The following is a 19594-nucleotide window of genomic DNA, read 5'->3' on the forward strand; positions in this document are numbered from 1 at the left end:
TCAGGTGCCTTGATCGTTAAATTACGGCCTTTTCGTCTGTTTCTTCAAGGACACGTACAAATTGACCTTCGTTTAAAGGATAACCTGCTTTTGTGATTTTTACTTTCACAAGCTTCCCTACCATGTCTTCCGTTGCAGGGAAAACCACTTTCAAGTAATTATCCGTGTATCCAACATAGAGATCATCTTGGTATATTTCTTCAGGGATAACTTCTAATACTTCATGTTCAAACTGAGAAGCGTATTCTTTCGCTAGTTGGTTCGAAAGTTCAATCAAACGATGAACACGTTCGTTCTTGATGTCTTCATCGATCTGGTCGTCCATCCTTGCTGCCGGGGTGCCTGTTCTCTTAGAATATGGGAAAACATGAAGCTCTGAGAATTTATGTTCATTGATGAAATTATATGTTTCCATAAATTCTCCTTCCGTTTCACCAGGAAAGCCGACAATGACATCAGATGTAACGGCAAGTCCTGGTAAAGCCTTCTTAAGCTTTTCCAAGCGCTCTGCAAAGAATTCCATCGTATATTTTCTGCGCATTCTCTTAAGGACCGTATTAGATCCGGATTGAAGAGGAATGTGTAAGTGTCTTACAACAATATTTGATTGATCGATCACTTCAATGACTTCATCTGTTAATTGACTGGCTTCAATAGAAGAAATGCGGATTCTTTTCAGACCTTTTACTTTTTTCTCCAGGTCTTTTAGAAGCATGGCAAGATTGTAGTCTTTCATATCCTCTCCGTATCCTCCAGTGTGAATTCCTGTAAGGACAATCTCTTTATAACCTGCATCCACAAGCTGTTGAGCTTGATGAATCACTTCTTCAGGATCACGGGATCTCATAAGTCCACGTGCCCATGGAATAATGCAGAATGTACAGAAGTTATTGCAGCCTTCCTGGATTTTAAGAGAGGCACGGGTACGGTCCGTAAATGCCGGAACATCCAGCTCTTCGTAGACACGGTTCTTCATAATGTTTGTGACACCATTGATCGGTTGGCGTTCTTTTTTATATTCTTCAATGTACGTTAACATTTTTCTTCGGTCTTGGGTACCCACTACGACATCAACGCCCGGTATCGCCATGATTTCAGCAGGGGATGTTTGAGCGTAGCACCCTGTTACACAAATCACACCGTCAGGGTTCTTACGGATGGCACGACGAATGACCTGTCTGCTTTTCTTATCCCCTGTATTCGTTACCGTGCATGTGTTAATGACATATACATCTGCGATGGAATCATATTCTACACGTTCATATCCTTCTTCTTTGAATAGTTGCCAAATGGCTTCTGTTTCGTAGTGGTTCACTTTACACCCTAGAGTGTGAAACGCTACTGATGGCATTACAATCACCTCATAAGTTCTAATTGATAGCTGATGGCTGATAGGACATACAATGGAGCAGTCTCCGTCCGTAAGATTCTGGGACCTAAACCACAGGAGATAAATCCCGCGCTCTTACACATATCTACTTCTTTTTCCGTTAATCCACCTTCAGGACCGAATACGACCAGGACACTTTGTCCATTCTCAATCGTGGATAACACCTTTGAAAGATTTCCTTTTTCTCCGGCTCTTGCTTCTTCTTCATATGCGATAAGTTTGAAATCAAACTGTTCCTGTATTAATTGTTTTAATGAAATGGGTGCAGATACATCGGGAACAAGGAGTCTGTGAGACTGTTCAGCCGCTTCCTTCACAATCTTCTCCCATCGCTCTACCTTTTTCCTTGCTTTCTTATCGTCCCACTTCACAATGGAGCGATCCGCATTAAAAGGGATAAATTGAGTGGCTCCAAGCTCTGTTCCCTTTTGGAAAATCAACTCCAATTTATCCCCTTTCGGCAGTCCGCTCGCAATGGTTACTTTAATTGGTAATTCTTTCGTCGTTGTTTCCCATTTTACTATTGATAGTTCTACTGCGTCACTGGAAATCGTTTCAATACGGGCAATCGCTGATGCTTGATCCTTGAAAACAGCAAATACTTCATCCTCTTCCTTCATTCTCATGACACGGACGATATGATGATAGTCGTCCCCTGTTATCGTAATCGGATCATTTTCTCGATATATGTCATCTATAAAATATCGTTGCATACAGTTTCAGCTCCTTGCCTTTACATAGGCTTCTTAGCAATAATAGCGACCCAGTCTTCCATAACCATAATTTCTTCTATTATAAATCCGGCAGACTCCAGTGCGTCACGTACTTCTTGCTTCTTGGGCTGGATAATCCCGGAAGTGATAAAAAATCCGCCCGGTTTCACAAGTTCGAAGGCATCTTTTGTAAAGCGTAAAATGATTTCAGCCAAAATGTTCGCTACAATCACATCCGCTTGCCCTGTAACGCCGTTCAATAAATTATTCGCCTCAACCGTTACAGTTTGTTGAACTTTGTTCAACTTAACGTTCAGTCTTGCTGAACGAACAGCCACTTCATCAAGATCATACGCTCTTACATTGTCTGCAGCTAACTGTGCGGCTGCAATGGATAAAACACCTGAACCTGTTCCTACATCGATGACCGTATCGTGTTTTTTAACGATCCGCTCAAGAGCCTGAATACACATGACCGTTGTAGGATGAGTTCCTGTACCGAACGCCATGCCTGGATCCAGTTCAATGATAAGTTCGTCGCTGTGAACCGGGGTATAGTCTTCCCAAGTAGGGACGATCGTAAATTTATCAGAAATCTTCACAGGATGATAGTATTTCTTCCATGCCGTGGCCCATTCTTCCTCATTTACTTCAGAAATCTCCACCTTGTTTTCACCAATGTCGATATCATAGGTAACAAGGTTTGTAATACCCTGCTTGATCTCATCAACTGTTTCCCCCAGAAAACTATTTACAGGTAAATACGCCTTCACTAACACACCTTCTGTTGGGTAATCATCAGGATTGAGTTGGTAGATCTCTCCAAACATATCTTCTCTTTCCTTAAGTAATTCAGCAGGGTCTTCAATGACAACACCGCTTGCTCCTGATTCATGAAGAATGTTTGAAATCGGCTCAATCGCTTCATTCGTAGTAAGAATACTGATTTCTGACCATTTCATAGATCTACCAACTCCGCTCTTTAGTTATTCGCCTTTAAAGGCTTTTTTCACTTTATCAAAAAAGCTTTCATGCTGTTCGTCTGGAATTTGTCCGCTGATATCAGCAAATTCTCTTAATAGTTGCTTTTGCTTATCCGTTAATTTAGAAGGGGTAACCACTTTCACCTGAACATGCTGATCACCTGTACCGTATCCACGGACATTCGGTACTCCTTTACCTTTCAAACGGAATCTCGTGCTAGTTTGAGTTCCTGCAGGCACTTTCAGCTTTACTTTTCCGTGCAGGGTCGGCACTTCAATTTCATCACCTAATGCCGCTTGTGCAAACGTCACAGGCATTTCGCAATAAATATCATCCCCGTTACGTTCGAAGAAATCATGTGAGCGCACGTGGAAGACAACGTACAAGTCACCCGCCGGTCCTCCATTTATACCTGGTTCACCTTGGCCAGTAACACGCAGCTGTTGACCATCATCGATACCAGCCGGGATTTTCACAGAGATTTTACGGCGCTTCTGTACTTTACCCGCACCGCCACATGTAGAACATTTTTCCTTGATTTGTTTACCTGTACCGTTACAGTAGTGACAAACGCGTCTGTTAACAATGCGGCCGAACGGTGTATTCTGTTCCACATTTAGTTGACCCGATCCATTACAGTGAGAACATGTATTGACTTTTGTTCCCGGCTTCGCACCTGAACCATGGCAGGTGTCACATTCTTCTTCTCTTGGAATCTCGATTTCTGTTTCTTTTCCAAATACCGCTTCTTCAAACGTCAGAGACATCGTATATTGAAGGTCCGCACCTTGTCTAGGGGCATTCGGATCTCTTCTGCGGCCCCCGCCGCCACCGAAGAACGTATTAAAGATGTCTTCGAAACCTCCGAAACCACCGCCGCCAAAGTCTGCGCCACCGCCAAAACCTTGGTTAGGGTCCGTATGACCGAAACGATCATATTGTGCACGTTTCTGATCATCACTTAATACTTCATAAGCTTCCGATATTTCTTTGAATTTCTCATCCGCATCAGCTTCTTTATTAATATCAGGATGATATTTTTTGGAGAGCTTGCGGTATGCTTTCTTCATTTCGTCTTTTGAGGCATCTTTTCCGACCCCAAGAACCTCATAATAGTCCCGTTTACTCATTAAAACACCACTCCCGAATCCTTTGCATAAAGGTTATTTTAACATTGAGCTTCGACTATTATCAATAAAAACTCAACATTCCTTCTAATTGATTGTGTCTGTTAGATGAATGAATCTTCTTCCACTCTCTTCAATCATAGAAAAAGTCAAAGCCAAGAACCGCCCTGACTTTGACTTTTTCGTTCATACTGGATTATTTCTTGTCGTCGTTTACTTCTTCGTATTCAGCATCGACTACATCGTCGTCTTTCGAAGCTTCGCCTTCTGCTCCTTGAGCTGCTTGAGCTTCCGCTTGAGCCTGTTCATAAAGCTTCATCGTTAAGCTTTGAACGATTTCTTGTAATGCATCTTTCTTTTCACGGATAAGATCCAGATCGTCTTTCTCGATCGCTTCTTTCAATTCAGCTTTCGCATCTTCCGCTTTTTTCACTTCATCTTCTTCCACTTTGCCTTCAAGATCTTTTAACGTTTTTTCCGTTTGGAATACAAGTTGGTCGGCTTCGTTGCGAAGTTCAACTTCCTCTTTACGTTTTTTATCCGCTTCGGCATTTTCTTCTGCTTCTTTCACCATGCGTTCTACTTCATCATCTGAAAGACCTGTAGAAGATTTGATCGTGATGTTTTGCTCTTTACCTGTTCCAAGATCCTTCGCGCTTACATTCACGATACCATTTTTATCAATATCGAATTTCACTTCGATTTGTGGTACTCCACGTGGTGCCGGCGGAATGTCCGCTAATTGGAAACGGCCAAGAGTTTTGTTATCAGCTGCCATAGGGCGCTCACCTTGTAAGACATGGATATCAACAGCTGTCTGGTTATCCGCAGCAGTTGAGAATGTTTGTGATTTAGACGTCGGGATCGTTGTGTTACGCTCGATCAGCTTCGTTGATACGCCACCCATTGTTTCGATACCAAGTGATAGTGGTGTAACGTCAAGTAGGACAACGTCTTTTACGTCTCCTGTCAGAACTCCACCTTGAATCGCTGCACCCATCGCTACAACTTCGTCAGGGTTAACACCTTTAGATGGCTCTTTACCTGTTTCTTTTCTGATCGCTTCTTGTACAGCTGGGATTCGAGTTGAACCACCTACAAGAATGATCTTATCGATTTCACTTGCAGAAAGACCAGCATCTTTCATTGCTTGACGAGTTGGTCCCATTGTACGCTCTACAAGATCTGAAGAGATTTCATCGAATTTCGCTCTTGATAGAGTCACTTCCAAGTGTAGCGGTCCAGCTTCTCCAGCCGTGATGAATGGAAGTGAAATCTGAGTTGAAGTCACACCGGAAAGATCCTTCTTCGCTTTCTCAGCAGCGTCCTTAAGACGTTGTAGAGCCATTTTATCTTTAGAAAGATCGATTCCGTTCTCTTTCTTGAATTCAGCTACAAGGTAATCGATGATCACTTGGTCAAAGTCGTCTCCACCAAGACGGTTGTCACCGGCAGTAGAACGCACTTCGAATACTCCGTCACCAAGTTCAAGGATGGATACGTCGAATGTACCGCCACCAAGGTCGTAAACAAGGATGGTTTGATCTTGATCCATTTTATCCAGCCCATATGCCAGTGCTGCAGCAGTTGGCTCATTGATGATACGCTCAACTTCAAGACCTGCGATTTTCCCGGCATCTTTGGTAGCTTGACGCTCTGCATCATTGAAATAAGCAGGTACTGTGATAACCGCTTTTTCAACTTTTTCTCCAAGATAGTCTTCTGCATATGATTTTAAGTGTTGAAGAATCATAGCTGAAATCTCTTGTGGAGTGTATTCTTTACCTTCAGCTTCTACTTTGTGATCTGTCCCCATGTGACGTTTCACTGAGATAATCGTGTTTGGATTCGTGATGGCTTGACGCTTCGCTACTTCCCCGACTTGCTTTTCACCATTTTTGAACGCAACAACTGAAGGAGTTGTGCGGTTTCCTTCTGCATTTGCAATGACCTTTGGTTCTCCGCCTTCAAGTACTGATACACATGAGTTTGTTGTACCTAAGTCAATACCGATAATTTTACTCATAGTAAGAAACCTCCCTATTTTGTATATGTAATGTCTTTATTATTGATTGACCTTCACCATGGAAGGACGAATTACTCTGTCTTTTAGTTTATATCCTTTTTGGAATTCCTCGACAACCACATTGCTATCGACGTTTTCCTCTTCTGTTTGCATAACAGCTTGATGCAAGTGAGGATCAAACTGTTGACCTACCGCTTCAATTGGTTCCACTCCCTCTTTCTTAAGGGCTTCAACAATGCTTCTGTGAACCATTTCCATTCCTTGCAGCAGTGTTTTCGTTTGATCATTATCAGCCTCTATATTTAAAGCACGCTCGAAATTATCAAGTGCTGGCAATAGTTCTGTAATAAGTCCTTGAGCACGATATTTCTCCTTCGCTTCGTTTTCCACATTTACGCGACGGCGGAAGTTATCGAAATCAGCTCTTAAACGAAGATAACGATTTTCAGACTCATTCAGCTTTTCTTCTAATTGTGAAAGCTCATCTGATTCGTGTTGTTCTTCTTCTGTCACTTCTTCCACTTGAGGTCCTTCAGCGAATACTTCTTCCACCGCTTCGCTTTTTTCCTCTTTCGCTTCTTGCTGTTCTTGTTTTGTTTCTTCAGACATAACATTCACCTCCTTAAAAATCTGCGACCATTCCAAGGCGCCAGAAGAGCATAAAACCTGCTTCCGTGGCCCTATTTTCCTTTATACAATATGTCCACTAATCTTCACTTTGATACAGCTTCGTAAGAACCTTGGACATATCATTTGAAAAGAAATTAAGTAAACTAACGACACGGGAATACTCCATTCGAGTAGGTCCGATAATCGCAATGGAACCTAATTGTTCTTTACCAATAGAATAAGTAGCGGTTATGAGACTACAATTCTCCATAGCAAGATGATCATTTTCTTTCCCAATCTTAATATTCAATCCTGTAGCGGATGGACGGATCAAGTTGTAGATGCTTTCTTCCTGTTCAATCATTTCAAGGAGCATTCGAACCTTTTGGACGTCATTAAACTCAGGTTGATTAAGTATATTGGTTTTCCCTCCAAAGAACAGCTTATCTGTAACCGACGGGTTAAAAGAGTCCGTTATGGAGTGAAGGATAAAATCATAGTTCTGAATATGCTCTCTAAGTAAAAGGGCGACTTCCTTAAAGATTTTATCGTTCAATTCACTAATCGGAACCCCCGATAACCGGTCATTCAAGATATAAACGAGCTTCTCAAGCTCTGCTGCATCCATTGTAGGCGGAATGTGGAAAAGTTTATTTTCAACATGTCCGTTATCCGTCACGATAATGGCAATAGCTGTATCTTTGTTCAGAGGAATAAGTTGAATTTTTTTCAGCTTATTCTCCTTCAAATCAGGTCCTAATACGATTGTCGTATAATTCGTCAGCTCCGAAAGGATCTTTGCCGACTTCTGGACCACTTTCTCCAATTCATATATTCGCTCAGTGAAAATGGAGCGTAATGCATGCACATCGTTCTTCTTTAATTTCTGAGGAGAAAGCAAGTGATCCACGTAATAACGATAACCCTTTTCAGATGGAACACGACCTGAAGAAGTATGTGTTTTTTCAATAAAACCCAATTCCTCCAAATCAGCCATTTCATTTCGAATCGTAGCCGAGCTGAACGAAATCTCATCCTTCTTCGACAAGCTCCTGGAACCGACAGGCTGAGCTGACAGAATAAAATCATCAATAATCACTTGAAGAATTAGAAGTTGTCGATCTGTTAACAACATTCATCACCCCTGTTAGCACTCTCTTCTGATGAGTGCTAAATCTAATTAATAAATTATCAAATCAGAAAAGGGATGTCAATATATTAGATTACTCCCAGAAAAGATTGAAACACTTCGTTACCTAAAAAGCGTCCCTGCTTCGTAAGTGCCACACGCTCCTCATCTACTAAAAGCAGTTCTCGCTTCTCCATTTCGGAGATTGAGGTACCAAAGACGGACTCCACGCTGCAATCAAATTTCTGTTGGAATATGGATTTGCTCACACCTTCTACCTTACGTAATCCGAGGAACATTTCTTCTTCCATCATTTCGGCTTTGGTGACTTCATGCTGCTGGATGGTAGGCAGGGAACCTTCTGCAATCGGGTCCATATATTTTTTAAGGGGACCGTAATTGGAATAACGTACTCCGTTTATATATCCGTGTGCACCGGCACCCAAACCATAATATTCATTATTGTCCCAATAAACGAGATTATGTTTGCTTTCAAATCCGGTTTTGGCGAAATTACTGATTTCATATTGATTGATCCCGTATTTCTCCATCGTTTCGATCAGAATCTCGTACATAGCCGCTTCCTGATCTTGAGAAGGCAATGATAGCTTCCCTTTCCTCATCAGGTTATAGAAGACCGTCTTCGGCTCTACGATGAGTGAATAAGCCGAGTAATGGGGAAGATCAAGATCAAGTGCTTTTTTCAATGTATCTTGAAAATCTTCCTCTGTTTGCTTAGGCAGGCTATAAATCAGATCAATGCTGATATTCGAGAATCCTACTTTTTGAGCCGTTTCCACAGATGTATACACATCTTCGCTTTTATGCGTGCGTCCAATTCCTTTTAGAAGGTCATCATTGAACGACTGGACACCGAAGCTTAGTCGATTCACACCATGGTCCTTTAGGACACGGAGTTTATCCTCGGTCAAATCTCCGGGGTTTGCTTCAAAAGTGAATTCACCCTGATCAAAGGGCAGATGAGTCGTGATGGATTCGCATAGCATTTCCAGCTGGTTTGCATTCAATGAAGTAGGAGTGCCGCCACCGACAAAAATCGTATCAAGTTTGTCTTGGGACATGACTCTATTCTTCATTTCATTTCCTAAGCTGATTAAGTATTCATTTACAGGCTGTCCTTCTAAAAAGACTTTATTAAAATCACAATAGTGACAGATGTGTTCACAGAAAGGTATATGAATATAAGCTGATTTCACCAAGTTTATCCCTCCTTTTGGGGCATTCATAGAGAAAAGGGGGTAAGCAGTGCTTGTTTAGTACAAGCCACTTTCCCCCTTTATCTTCGAGACAATTATTTTTTATCTGTATCGTCCATTTTCAGGACGGCCATGAAGGCTTCTTGTGGAACTTCGACAGAACCAACGGACTTCATACGTTTTTTACCTTCTTTTTGTTTATCAAGAAGTTTACGTTTACGTGAGATATCTCCACCGTAACATTTTGCCAGAACGTTTTTACGAATGGCTTTAATAGTCGATCTTGCGACGATCTTTTGACCGATCGCTGCCTGGACGGGAACTTCGAATTGCTGTCTCGGAATTAATTCCTTCAGCTTCTCTACAATCAACTTCCCGCGTTCATAAGCGAAGTCGCGGTGAACAATAAAGCTTAAAGCGTCGACATTTTCAGCGTTTAAAAGGATATCCATTTTCACAAGCTTGGATTCTTTGTATCCAATCAGCTCATAATCAAATGAAGCATACCCTTTCGTATTGGATTTTAGCTGATCGAAGAAATCATACACAATTTCAGCAAGCGGAATTTCATATACGATGTTCACTCGAGTATCATCCATATACTGCATGTCGATGAAGTTACCTCGTTTTCCTTGACAGAGCTCCATTACGGCTCCAACGTAATCGTTTGGAACCATGATGGTAGCTTTAACATAAGGCTCTTCAACATGATCCACTTTTTGAGGATCAGGCATCATGGACGGATTATCCACCTTCACTTCTTCCCCATCTGTCAGCTTAACATGATAGATAACACTTGGCGCTGTCGTAATAAGGTCAATCTTAAATTCACGCTCGATACGCTCCTGGATGATTTCCATATGAAGAAGACCTAAGAATCCACAACGGAATCCAAATCCTAACGCTTGTGATGTTTCCGGCTCATACTGAAGTGCAGAGTCATTCAATTCAAGTTTTTCAAGTGCTTCTCTAAGGTCGTTATAGCGATTTGAATCGATTGGATATAAACCGCAATAGACCATAGGGTTCAGTCGGCGGTATCCAGGTAATGCTTCCTGAGCAGGGTTTTTCGCCAGGGTGATGGTATCCCCCACACGGGTGTCCCCTACGTTCTTGATAGCGGCTGTCAGGTAACCGACATCCCCGACCGTCAGTTCTTTCTGACCCGTGGCTTTAGGAGTGAAGACACCGATCTCGGTCACTTCAAACTCTTTCCCTGTTGCCATCATACGGACCTTATCCCCTACTTTGACGCTCCCTTCCATCACACGGATGTAGGCAACGACTCCTCTATATGCATCATATAAGGAATCGAAGATCAGCGCTTTTAAAGGCGCATCGGGATCTCCAACTGGTGCAGGTACCTTCTCAACCACTTGCTCAAGGATTTCTTCAATCCCGATCCCTGCTTTAGCAGAGGCAAGTACTGCCTCTGATGCATCGAGTCCGATCACGTCTTCCACTTCTTGTCGCACCCTTTCCGGATCTGCTGCCGGAAGATCGATTTTATTGATGACAGGAAGGATCTCTAAGTTATTATCTAAGGCAAGATACACGTTCGCCAATGTCTGGGCTTCAATCCCTTGAGCTGCATCAACTACAAGGATGGCCCCTTCACAAGCAGCTAAACTACGAGATACTTCGTATGTAAAGTCGACGTGCCCTGGTGTATCAATGAGGTGAAAGATGTATTCTTCACCGTCTTTCGCTTGATACTTTAATTGCACAGAATTTAATTTGATGGTGATTCCACGTTCTCTTTCCAGATCCATTGAATCTAGCAATTGCTCTTTCATTTCACGTGCCGTCAGTGCTTTCGTTTTCTCTAAGATACGATCGGCAAGGGTAGATTTCCCATGATCTATATGAGCAATGATCGAAAAGTTTCTAATTCTTGATTGTCTTTCTAATTTCTCTTCACGGTTCATTATACGTTCAACTCCTGTTATTTCCACACATGTACACTATTTTGAATTATAGCAGTAGACTATATATTATTCAATGTAAACTGAAGGGCTATGCGGGAATTGTCCATTTTAATGCAAGGCATTATTAATTCGGGTGGCACAAATCCAATGAATACTGGACATCAAAAAGAGAAGGCAGTAATATTACCCAGCCTTCTCTTCCCGTTTATATCAACGAAGCGATAAAGTTCACTATTTCGTTGGTAATGCTTTCAATGGTATTCGCCAATGCTTTCCCGATCGAGGAAAAGGCATTAAAGGCTTTCATATCTTCTAATTTCTCTTTCTTTTCACTTAACGTTTTGGATTCAACTTCATTTCCGAGGAAAGACGCCTCGACGTTCCCTTCCCCGTCCTGACTCACCCCCACCGGAGAAGTGAAGTTCTGCTGTTCATGCCCCTTCATTTCCACAATCCCCTGATTGGCATACTCCATCCCGATCAGAACACCAATGAATAATGCAGATATCAGTAGTGCACATTTAAAAAAGAATTTTGTCATGGTTTCATTCACCCTTTTAATTACTGACTTACTGCAGGAGTTACAGGTACATGATTCACCTTTTCAGCCTGCCAATAATAATCAGCGAATACTTCAGCGAAAGCCTGTGCAGATCGTTCCAGTTCTTCAAACGTGTTATCCACTCCGCCAAATTCCAGTAACATGGCGTTACTTGAAAGATCCTGGTTGAACTTACCGTTTGTACCGCTTCCCTTTTTCGCAATCACTCCACGTGAAATTCCTTTATAGTTAGCTTCCAATAACTTATGAAGCTCTGTTGCCACCTTTAAATTCTGCTCGTAATTCGGATGCTCTTCCCCGACTACAAACGCCAGCTTGGCATAGGATTTGCCGTTGATGGTCCCCGTCGTAACAGCCCTTCTTTGTGAATCCCGATGTATGTCAACCAGATACAGCAAGTCTTTATTACTCGTCATGGCAGCCTGCACTAAGGGTCTGGACTCCTGATATGCAGCCCAATAGTCCAATCCTTTGTTGTTCAGGTTCGCTATCACATCGGTTTTATCGATGGTCGTCCCAATTCCAAGTCCCTCTAAATACTTCTTCACCATATCCCCCACCTTGGTGACATTTACTTCCGAGTGCATGGCTGAATCCGGATTCGTTACCCCCTCCAAGTAAGGCAGATAGGATTCACGGGTATGTGTGAAGTAAAGATGAACCGTCTTTTTATCTCCAGTTGATAAAGGCGGTGCCACATCCCCACTCTTTTGATCTGATTCATTAAAATTCTCTACATTCTTGAGTGGTGCTTCATTCCCTGCCTCGAGGGCTTCGGGAGGAGGGACAGATTCAATCGGCATATTCGTAAAATCGGTCCCCTCCCCGGCCACTAGAATGTCACCATCGAAAATCGAAAATCCCGGCAACTCTCTCCCCAGGAAACTTCGGGGATCTTCAAAGCTCACATTGGTAGCCACCTGAAATAGGAGGGATGACAAATTCGGTAAAGCCTGTTCTTCTTCATTCAAAATTTGATTAAAAGCCCGGTTTTCTAATGCCAAGATCTTATATAATGCATCACCCTTCACATTGGAAGCTGCTTGATTCAATGAATTCGATGTAATTCTATACTCCGGGTTTAAGGAAGTGAGGATGCCCGTTATTGAAAAAATCGAGAGCAATCCTACAATGAAGATCAACATCCCTTTCAATATCGTTGACATATTAATCGCTACTACATAATTGGACGCTTTATACGACCTCATTCCCTCACCCTTTCTTTTCTCTACTCTAGTACAACCTATGACATTGCTAGAGAAAGTAGAACTATATTTAGTAGTCATTATGAGGTTATTGGTGAAAAGTTAAACGGGGAATCTATTATTTTTATGGAGGTGACAAGGGTTGAAGAGGGTTCATTAGCTAGAGTGATGTGGGGATGAGTAGGAAATTTCTTTTTTGAGAGGGAAAATGACGATTTTTGAGGCAGGAGTAGGCCACTTTCAGGTGAAAATCTGCCTTAATTCTAAACTTTTCGGTTTATGCGGCAAATAAATCTCAATTTTGACAGAAAAACCCTGTCCCCTTTTTGGATATCAGCGAATTTTTCATTTTATCAGCGAAATTCTGATTTTATCAGCGAAATAGGAACTTTTATCAGCGAAATTTCCAATATATCAGCGAAACAATCTTTTCTAAACAATCTAAACTTAAAAAATCACAATGATTCCGAATCCGTGAGCTGACAATTCCTCAAGATCCGATAACTCTATTTACAATTCATAAAAAAACGCCTCAAGGGTCATTACCTACCCCTAAGGCGCTACTTTCACCTGCCATCTATCTCGTCTGATACCCCGTATTTTCCTGATCAACCGCATCATGCAGTGCAGCATTCAGTCCGCTTGCGATGAGGTTGGCCATATCTTCCATGAACACGTCCACTTCTTTAGGGGTAACCATCAGGTTGTGGCCGATCGGAGCTAACACCTCATGAATCAGTTTTCGTTTTTCCTGATCCTCGAGAGTTCCCACAATTCCCATGAATGTTTGACGATGCTGTTCTTCCGGAAGATCCTCTTCGGTTAATTTCCTTCTTTCTCCGAAGCTTAATCCCGCCGGGGCAAGGGATCTCGAAGGCCGTCCCCCTTCTCTCATCTCTTTTCCAAAATGTTTTAAAAGAAAGTCCACTGTATCGCTTACGATGGTGACAGCATCGAGTACGGTAGGAACACCGATAGCAATGACCGGAACACCTAACGTCTCCTGATCGAGTCCTTTCCGTTTATTTCCAACTCCCGATCCCGGATGTATACCAGTATCGGATATCTGGATGGTGGAATTGACGCGTTCAATGGAACGGGATGCCAGGGCATCTATGGCGATAATAAAGTCGGGCTTGGATTTCTCCACAACACCGAAAATGATATCGCTCGTTTCAATTCCCGTCAGTCCCATCACTCCAGGAACGAGTGCACTGACCGGGCGATAACCTTCTTCCACTGATTCCGGCTGAAGTTCAAAAAGATGTCTCGTCACAATGATATCTTCACATACGCGGGGGCCTAAAGAATCGGGGGTTACATTCCAGTTCCCGAGTCCGACAATCAAGCAGCTTGCATTTTTACTGATTTTATTATTAATTAAAAACTGATTAAATTCATTCGCAAATACTTTTTCGACTCTTTGTTGCAGTTCTGCATTTTCCTGGCGAATTCCATGAGCCTCGATGGTTAAGTAGTTCCCTGGTTTTTTACCGATTTTCTCTTCTCCTTCAGGTGTAACGGTGACAAGGGAAACTTTCACCCCATCTTCTTCTTTCTCTTTGATCATGACTCCTTGGATGGAAGACGTATCTTCCGCTTTATCACTGACCACCATTTCTCTTGCTTCAACGGCAAGATCGGTACGAATGGAATATTTACTTAGATCGATTTCTTCGTTCTTCATTTCGACTCTACCTCCAAGCTTGGGATCTTATCTACTATTTTTTTATGTTTACCTTTTTAGTATGTGTTCATTCACCCGTTTAATTTCACTACATAGTATTGCAATATCACTGTTCGTTTGATAAAATATCATTTGTTCTTATTGTTTAGGAATTTAAATCGAGTCACATAGAATCTCGATCCTTTTATAGGAGGTGACAGGAATGCCAAATATCAAATCAGCTATCAAGCGTGTAAAAACTAGCAACGAGCGCAACGCTCAAAACGCTGCTGTGAAATCTACAATGCGTACTGCTATCAAGAAAGCAGAAGCTGCAGCTGCTAACAGCGCAGACAACGCTAAAGAATTAGCAACAGAAGCGGTTCGTCAATTAGACAAAGCAGCTCAAAAAGGTCTTATCCACAAAAACGCTGCGGATCGTCAAAAGTCTCGCCTTATGAAAAAAGCGAACTAATTGAAAAAAACCACCTCGCCCCCGGGCAGGTGGTTTTTCTTTTGATTTCTATTATTCATTAAAGGATTGTCTTTAAGTAAAACTCTGATCATGAAGTTTAAACAGAAACATTTCAATCATCAGTTCTTTTTTGATTTTCCCTGTTTTGATTTCGTAATCTCCTTGTGATAGCAATTCGATGATATGGGCAAGTTGTTTATCGTTGAAATGCTTCGCCTGCCCAGCCGCAAGCTTCACCCGGAAAGGATGCACTTTCAAGTAGGACGCAATTTTTTGCTGGCCGTATCCTCTTCGTGATAGTTCCTTCGTTCCGTATATGAGCCTGAACTGTCCTGCCAGGATCGATAGAATTTTCAACGGTTCTTCGTTTTGCTTGAGGAGATCGTAATAAATTCTTAATGCTTCGTCGATCCTTCTTTGAACGACCTTGTCCACTAAGGTAAAGATATTTTGTTCCAGGGATCTGGCTGTTAAACGTTCCACCACTTCCACATCGATTCTGTTTGTATCGCTTGCGTATAGGGAAAGTTTGTCCAGTTCTTGCGTAAGCATCATCAGGTTTGTTCCAGCGAGGGTCAGCAATAATTCAATGGCATCTTCATCTATCTGAACACTATTAGAGGCCGCCCTTTCTCTTACCCAGGATTTTAATTCATGCTCATTCAGCTTTTTCGCCTCTACGACTTCTGCTAATTTCTTCAAAGATTTCGTAATCTTTTTACGCTCGTCCAGTTTTTCATAATTCGCTGTAAAGACCAGTACTGTATAAGGAGCAGGGGATTGTATGTATTGTTCCAATCGTTTAATGTTATGCTCTACCTTCTCTTTTGTTTTTTCAGCGGTCAAAAAAACAGGGTTTTGGAGTATGACGACCCTTCTCTCCCCCATGAATGGAAAGGTTTCTGCATCTTCTATCGCCACTTCTATAGGTGTTTCTTCCAAATCATAACTGGAAAAATTAAAATCCATTTCTTCTTCTGAAAGGGCACTTGAGACAATTCTTTGTTTCGTTTCATTAATAATAAATGACTCATTTCCGTAAACTAAATATATAGCTGAGAATTGAGATTTCTCTATTTTTTTCCAAATATCAATAACCAAGTCAGCACTCTCCATTAATTCTTTTCTCTACTCTATGGTAAAAAAGCTTTTTGGTTTTGACAAGGGGTAAAGGGGACATCCTTCATATAGGACACCCCCTATATCTATATTAACGTTAACGGAGAAGACCTAGGAACCTTTTCCGTTAAGCGGTATTTCCTTTGTAATGATTAGTGTCACCCAGTACGGGGAACTTATAGGTGACAACTCTTGTCAGTAAAGGAAAAAGTAAAGGGAAGTATAGATTTTTTAATAGCGATGTTCTATACTAGAATAGAAATAGGAGGGGTAGTTGTGAACCAATTTGAAAAGAATGTACAATCAAAAAGAAATGATGCAGTAGATTCAGGCGTTGGCTTTATTGTTTCTTTTGGATTCTTTGCTACAATGTTCGTTATTGCAACTGTTATTAAGTTAATTGGCTCTTAATGAAAGATAGGAGGCAGACCTTAAAGATTCCGGTTTCTTCAACTTCCATATATGGTACTGGTGTATCATACAGATGGTTTGAAGGCGCCTGACTCTTTGTGATGGGTCTGCCCCTTTTTCATTAGCGCTTAAATTGTTTTGTCATACATCCTATGGCAGGTGGGCTGAAAACGTTCCTTTTTTATCCCGAAAACGATAGGTGATCGCCCCATTTTCTCCGGTGCTATATATAGTTATTCCGCTTCTAACCAATCGTTCCACTATTTCAGGATGAGGGTGCCCAAATCGATTGGTTTCACCCGCTGAGATCACCGCGACAGACGGATTGGTTTCAATGAGGAACTCCTCTGTTGTACTCGTTTTACTCCCATGATGACCTACTTTTAACACATCAATCGGCAAATCGAAGGTCCGGATGAATTCTTTCTCCCCTTGCTCTTCTAAATCTCCAGTAAATAACCATTTCAAAAACCCGATTTCTCCATATAAGACAATTGAGTCATTATTGCCTTCATATTCCTTGTCCTGAGGCGAAACAACATGAAGTCCATCCTTATCACCACCCCAACTGTGTGGATACAGGGCTTCTTCAACAGGAATTCCCTTTTGTTGGGCGATTTTCACGATTCTCTTCATTTCACCTTTCTCCTCGCTGCCAGGGCTGATCAAGAGATCTCCCACTTTCATTTCTTCAAGTATCGCCTCTGTTCCCCCAATATGATCGAGATCTCCGTGTGTTAAGATCAGGGTGTCAATGGACGTGATACCTTTACTTTTCAAAAAAGGAACGACGATGTCTTCCCCTACGGAAAAACGATTCTTTCTCTCTTCCCACTTTTCTTTCGGAAACTGCACTTCCCCGCCTGTATCGATAAGATAGGTACCTCGATTGTATGGAAGCTTGATCAATGTAGCATCCCCTTGCCCAACATCTATGAATACGATTTCTCCATAGGGATTATAGGTGTTAATGAGCATGTGAGAGCCTGCATAGAGAGGTAGGAACAGTCCGGAAAGAATATATTTTCTTTGTTCAAACCAAATGAAGACAATGTAAATAACGAAGAAATAACCTAGCAGCAAAAGAAAATGAGGCTTCCCCAGCACAATAGTACTGAATGGAAAAGATGCAATCGCCGAAGAGATCCATTGTATACCATCCAGAAGGTATTTATAGATGAGCAACAACCACTCGAGAGATAGAAAAGACGTAAGAAAATAGACAACGATGCAAAGGGGAAGAACAATGAGTGAGAAAAGGGGTACATAAAGAAGATTCGTGAGAAAGCCTATCAAGGAGAATTCATAGAAATGATAGATGACGATGGGCAGTGAAGATAGCTGGGCAACAAGCGTTACTTTAAGCAATTGAACGATGGATGACGATGTATTTAAAATAGCTGATGAAGATATCACAAGAGAAAAACTCACCATAAATGACAGCTGAAATCCCACATTGAAAATAGAAAAGGGTTCGTATAATACAATGATGATAAACACTACCGCTAAACTGTCAATCGTATTTAAGCCCTTAGCCACTTTTCTGCTCATAAGTATCACAATCAGCATGGAGGATGCCCTGATAACAGAAGGGGATGCTCCTGTCAGTAAGATGTAACATAGGAGAAAAAAAATCCCTATCCATGTCACCGCTTCGTTTGTGATGCCTATTCTTAATAGGAAATAATGGAGAATGGCAAATATCAACCCGACGTGCAAGCCCGAAATCGCCAGTAAATGAACGACGCCGAGTTCCCTGAATGCCTGCATCGTATCTTCTGAGATCATATTCGTTTCTCCAAACATCAACGCTTGGGTCACTCCTACTGTGGAAGTTGGAAATTCCCTTTCGATTTTCTTCAGTCCATCGAATCTAAGATGTATGAGTGCGTGTTTCCACCCGCTTTGATCCTCGCATTCCCCGAATGCCTGTATGTCGAGAATCCAATATACTCCCCGCTGAGCTAAATAATTTTTATAGTGAAATAAGTTTGGATTTTTATTAGGTTTGGGCTCTGTCAACTCTCCCTTCACTTCGCAGGCAAAACCGGGCTTTACTTGTTGAAATTGCCGTTTTTCTTCATCTGAAGAGAAATAATAGCGCAAGAGAACCTTCTCCCTCTTTATTTTTGCCAGGGAAACAAAGGTACTCCCATCGATGGTTGGAATGTCATTGATAACTATTTGAAAGACGTTTGGTGAAGGTTCTGATGGGAGGACGGTTTTCTGCCTTTTTTCTTGAATAGTGGTGTTGAGAAAGGAAATGAAGAGAAATGAGAAGCAGAGGAGGAGAATGGTGAAGGTCACTTTCCTGAGGAAAAGGGATAGAAGGAGCAAAGCAAGAACGACAGCACCCCAATGGAATTGAAGTGCCAGAAGCGTCCCTGAAAGTACTGAAAATGCCAGGTAAAGGCATATTCCTCTATTCATTAAAGAGTTTTATGTATTCTTGTTCATAGTAATTGAGCTTCTCTTCTGCAGCACCCTGTTTTCTCAAGTCTTCGATTAATTGGACCATCATGGATGCCTTTTCTTTGTGTTTTACGTCTATGCTGCTTTCTTCAAATGGAACTTTCTCAACATGGACGTCTGCCTTTTCGAAAAGTTCAACGGCGTAAGGATGATTTTTATAGTCTTTTGCGTAATAAACCGTTTTGATTCCTGCCTGAATAAGAGCCTTACAGCATTGAAGACATGGGAAGTGAGTCACATAGATATCCGCATTCTCCGTTCCCACGCCAAACTTTGAACATTGCAGCAAGGCATTCATTTCGGCATGGATGGTCCTGACGCAATGATTGTCAATTACATAGCATCCTTCGTCTATACAATGATCCCCTCCTGCGATGGATCCGTTATAGCCTCCTGCAATGATTCGTTTTTCACGAACGATGGTTGCCCCGACTGCCAGTCTCGTACACGTACTGCGCAGGGCAAGGAGCTGACTTTGAGCCATAAAATATTGATGCCAAGCGATTCTATCCATCCCTAATCCCCTTTCTTTGTTTTTTAGCTACATTTTATTTGTCTGTT

At 41.8% G+C, this 19594-nt stretch carries 17 protein-coding genes; 2 read left to right on the top strand and 15 right to left on the bottom strand.

The window, feature by feature from the left end:
- Nucleotides 1-16: 16 nt before the first annotated feature.
- The 12 genes from mtaB to gpr all read right to left on the bottom strand — a co-directional run bounded on the left by mtaB (nucleotide 17) and on the right by gpr (nucleotide 14577).
- Nucleotides 17-1351, bottom strand: a complete 1335-nt coding sequence (gene mtaB, locus ACCB35_RS15030) for a tRNA (N(6)-L-threonylcarbamoyladenosine(37)-C(2))-methylthiotransferase MtaB (RefSeq protein WP_374054336.1) — start codon at nucleotides 1349-1351, stop codon at nucleotides 17-19.
- 5 nt (nucleotides 1352-1356) lie between these two features.
- Nucleotides 1357-2103: a 16S rRNA (uracil(1498)-N(3))-methyltransferase gene (locus ACCB35_RS15035; protein WP_374054337.1), complete on the bottom strand. Its 747-nt coding sequence runs from the start codon at nucleotides 2101-2103 to the stop codon at nucleotides 1357-1359.
- Between the two features lie 20 nt (nucleotides 2104-2123).
- Nucleotides 2124-3065 (bottom strand): 50S ribosomal protein L11 methyltransferase, encoded by a 942-nt coding sequence (gene prmA, locus ACCB35_RS15040; protein ID WP_374054338.1) that lies wholly within the window; start codon nucleotides 3063-3065, stop codon nucleotides 2124-2126.
- 24 nt (nucleotides 3066-3089) lie between these two features.
- On the bottom strand, nucleotides 3090-4217 hold the full coding sequence (gene dnaJ / locus ACCB35_RS15045; protein ID WP_044339599.1) for a molecular chaperone DnaJ: 1128 nt from the start codon (nucleotides 4215-4217) through the stop codon (nucleotides 3090-3092).
- Between the two features lie 193 nt (nucleotides 4218-4410).
- Nucleotides 4411-6240 (bottom strand): molecular chaperone DnaK, encoded by a 1830-nt coding sequence (gene dnaK, locus ACCB35_RS15050; RefSeq protein ID WP_044339598.1) that lies wholly within the window; start codon nucleotides 6238-6240, stop codon nucleotides 4411-4413.
- 39 nt (nucleotides 6241-6279) lie between these two features.
- Nucleotides 6280-6849, bottom strand: a complete 570-nt coding sequence (gene grpE / locus ACCB35_RS15055; RefSeq protein WP_374054339.1) for a nucleotide exchange factor GrpE — start codon at nucleotides 6847-6849, stop codon at nucleotides 6280-6282.
- 97 nt (nucleotides 6850-6946) lie between these two features.
- Complete coding sequence (gene hrcA / locus ACCB35_RS15060; RefSeq protein ID WP_044339688.1) at nucleotides 6947-7981, bottom strand: heat-inducible transcriptional repressor HrcA; 1035 nt, start codon at nucleotides 7979-7981, stop codon at nucleotides 6947-6949.
- Between the two features lie 86 nt (nucleotides 7982-8067).
- Nucleotides 8068-9225, bottom strand: a complete 1158-nt coding sequence (gene hemW, locus ACCB35_RS15065) for a radical SAM family heme chaperone HemW (protein WP_374054340.1) — start codon at nucleotides 9223-9225, stop codon at nucleotides 8068-8070.
- 65 nt (nucleotides 9226-9290) lie between these two features.
- A complete protein-coding gene (gene lepA / locus ACCB35_RS15070; protein ID WP_374054341.1) occupies nucleotides 9291-11123 on the bottom strand; it encodes a translation elongation factor 4 in 1833 nt (610 codons plus the stop codon).
- Nucleotides 11124-11328: 205 nt separating this feature from the next.
- Nucleotides 11329-11664 carry a DUF3679 domain-containing protein gene (locus ACCB35_RS15075; RefSeq protein ID WP_374054342.1) on the bottom strand — a complete coding sequence of 112 codons (336 nt, stop codon included), beginning with the start codon at nucleotides 11662-11664 and terminating at the stop codon, nucleotides 11329-11331.
- 20 nt (nucleotides 11665-11684) lie between these two features.
- The gene (spoIIP, locus tag ACCB35_RS15080; RefSeq protein WP_374054343.1) at nucleotides 11685-12893 is read right to left on the bottom strand and encodes a stage II sporulation protein P; all 1209 of its coding nucleotides are present in this window, start codon (nucleotides 12891-12893) and stop codon (nucleotides 11685-11687) included.
- A 574-nt stretch (nucleotides 12894-13467) separates the two neighbouring features.
- Complete coding sequence (gene gpr / locus ACCB35_RS15085) at nucleotides 13468-14577, bottom strand: GPR endopeptidase (protein WP_374054344.1); 1110 nt, start codon at nucleotides 14575-14577, stop codon at nucleotides 13468-13470.
- Between the two features lie 202 nt (nucleotides 14578-14779).
- On the opposite strand from gpr, the gene rpsT reads away from it, so the two are divergent.
- Nucleotides 14780-15031, top strand: coding sequence for a 30S ribosomal protein S20 (gene rpsT, locus ACCB35_RS15090; protein ID WP_044339591.1), 252 nt, complete (start codon nucleotides 14780-14782; stop codon nucleotides 15029-15031).
- Nucleotides 15032-15103: 72 nt separating this feature from the next.
- Here rpsT and holA read toward each other — a convergent pair whose 3' ends face one another.
- Nucleotides 15104-16132: a DNA polymerase III subunit delta gene (gene holA, locus ACCB35_RS15095; protein WP_044339590.1), complete on the bottom strand. Its 1029-nt coding sequence runs from the start codon at nucleotides 16130-16132 to the stop codon at nucleotides 15104-15106.
- Between the two features lie 294 nt (nucleotides 16133-16426).
- Between holA and ACCB35_RS15100 the strand changes: the two genes are divergently transcribed.
- Entirely contained in the window at nucleotides 16427-16561 is a 135-nt protein-coding gene (locus ACCB35_RS15100) for a YqzM family protein (protein WP_044339687.1), read from the top strand.
- A 150-nt stretch (nucleotides 16562-16711) separates the two neighbouring features.
- Here the strand turns inward: ACCB35_RS15100 and ACCB35_RS15105 are convergent, their stop codons facing one another.
- Both ACCB35_RS15105 and ACCB35_RS15110 read right to left on the bottom strand, forming a co-directional pair.
- Complete coding sequence (locus ACCB35_RS15105) at nucleotides 16712-18991, bottom strand: DNA internalization-related competence protein ComEC/Rec2 (RefSeq protein WP_374054345.1); 2280 nt, start codon at nucleotides 18989-18991, stop codon at nucleotides 16712-16714.
- Complete coding sequence (locus tag ACCB35_RS15110) at nucleotides 18984-19547, bottom strand: ComE operon protein 2 (protein ID WP_374054346.1); 564 nt, start codon at nucleotides 19545-19547, stop codon at nucleotides 18984-18986. Before ACCB35_RS15110 ends, ACCB35_RS15105 begins: the two co-directional genes overlap by 8 nt.
- Between the last annotated feature and the right edge of the window lie 47 nt (nucleotides 19548-19594).

Origin of the sequence: Rossellomorea sp. FM04394 (genome assembly GCF_041889765.1) — a bacterium.
Lineage (GTDB): Bacteria > Bacillota > Bacilli > Bacillales > Bacillaceae_B > Rossellomorea > Rossellomorea aquimaris_B.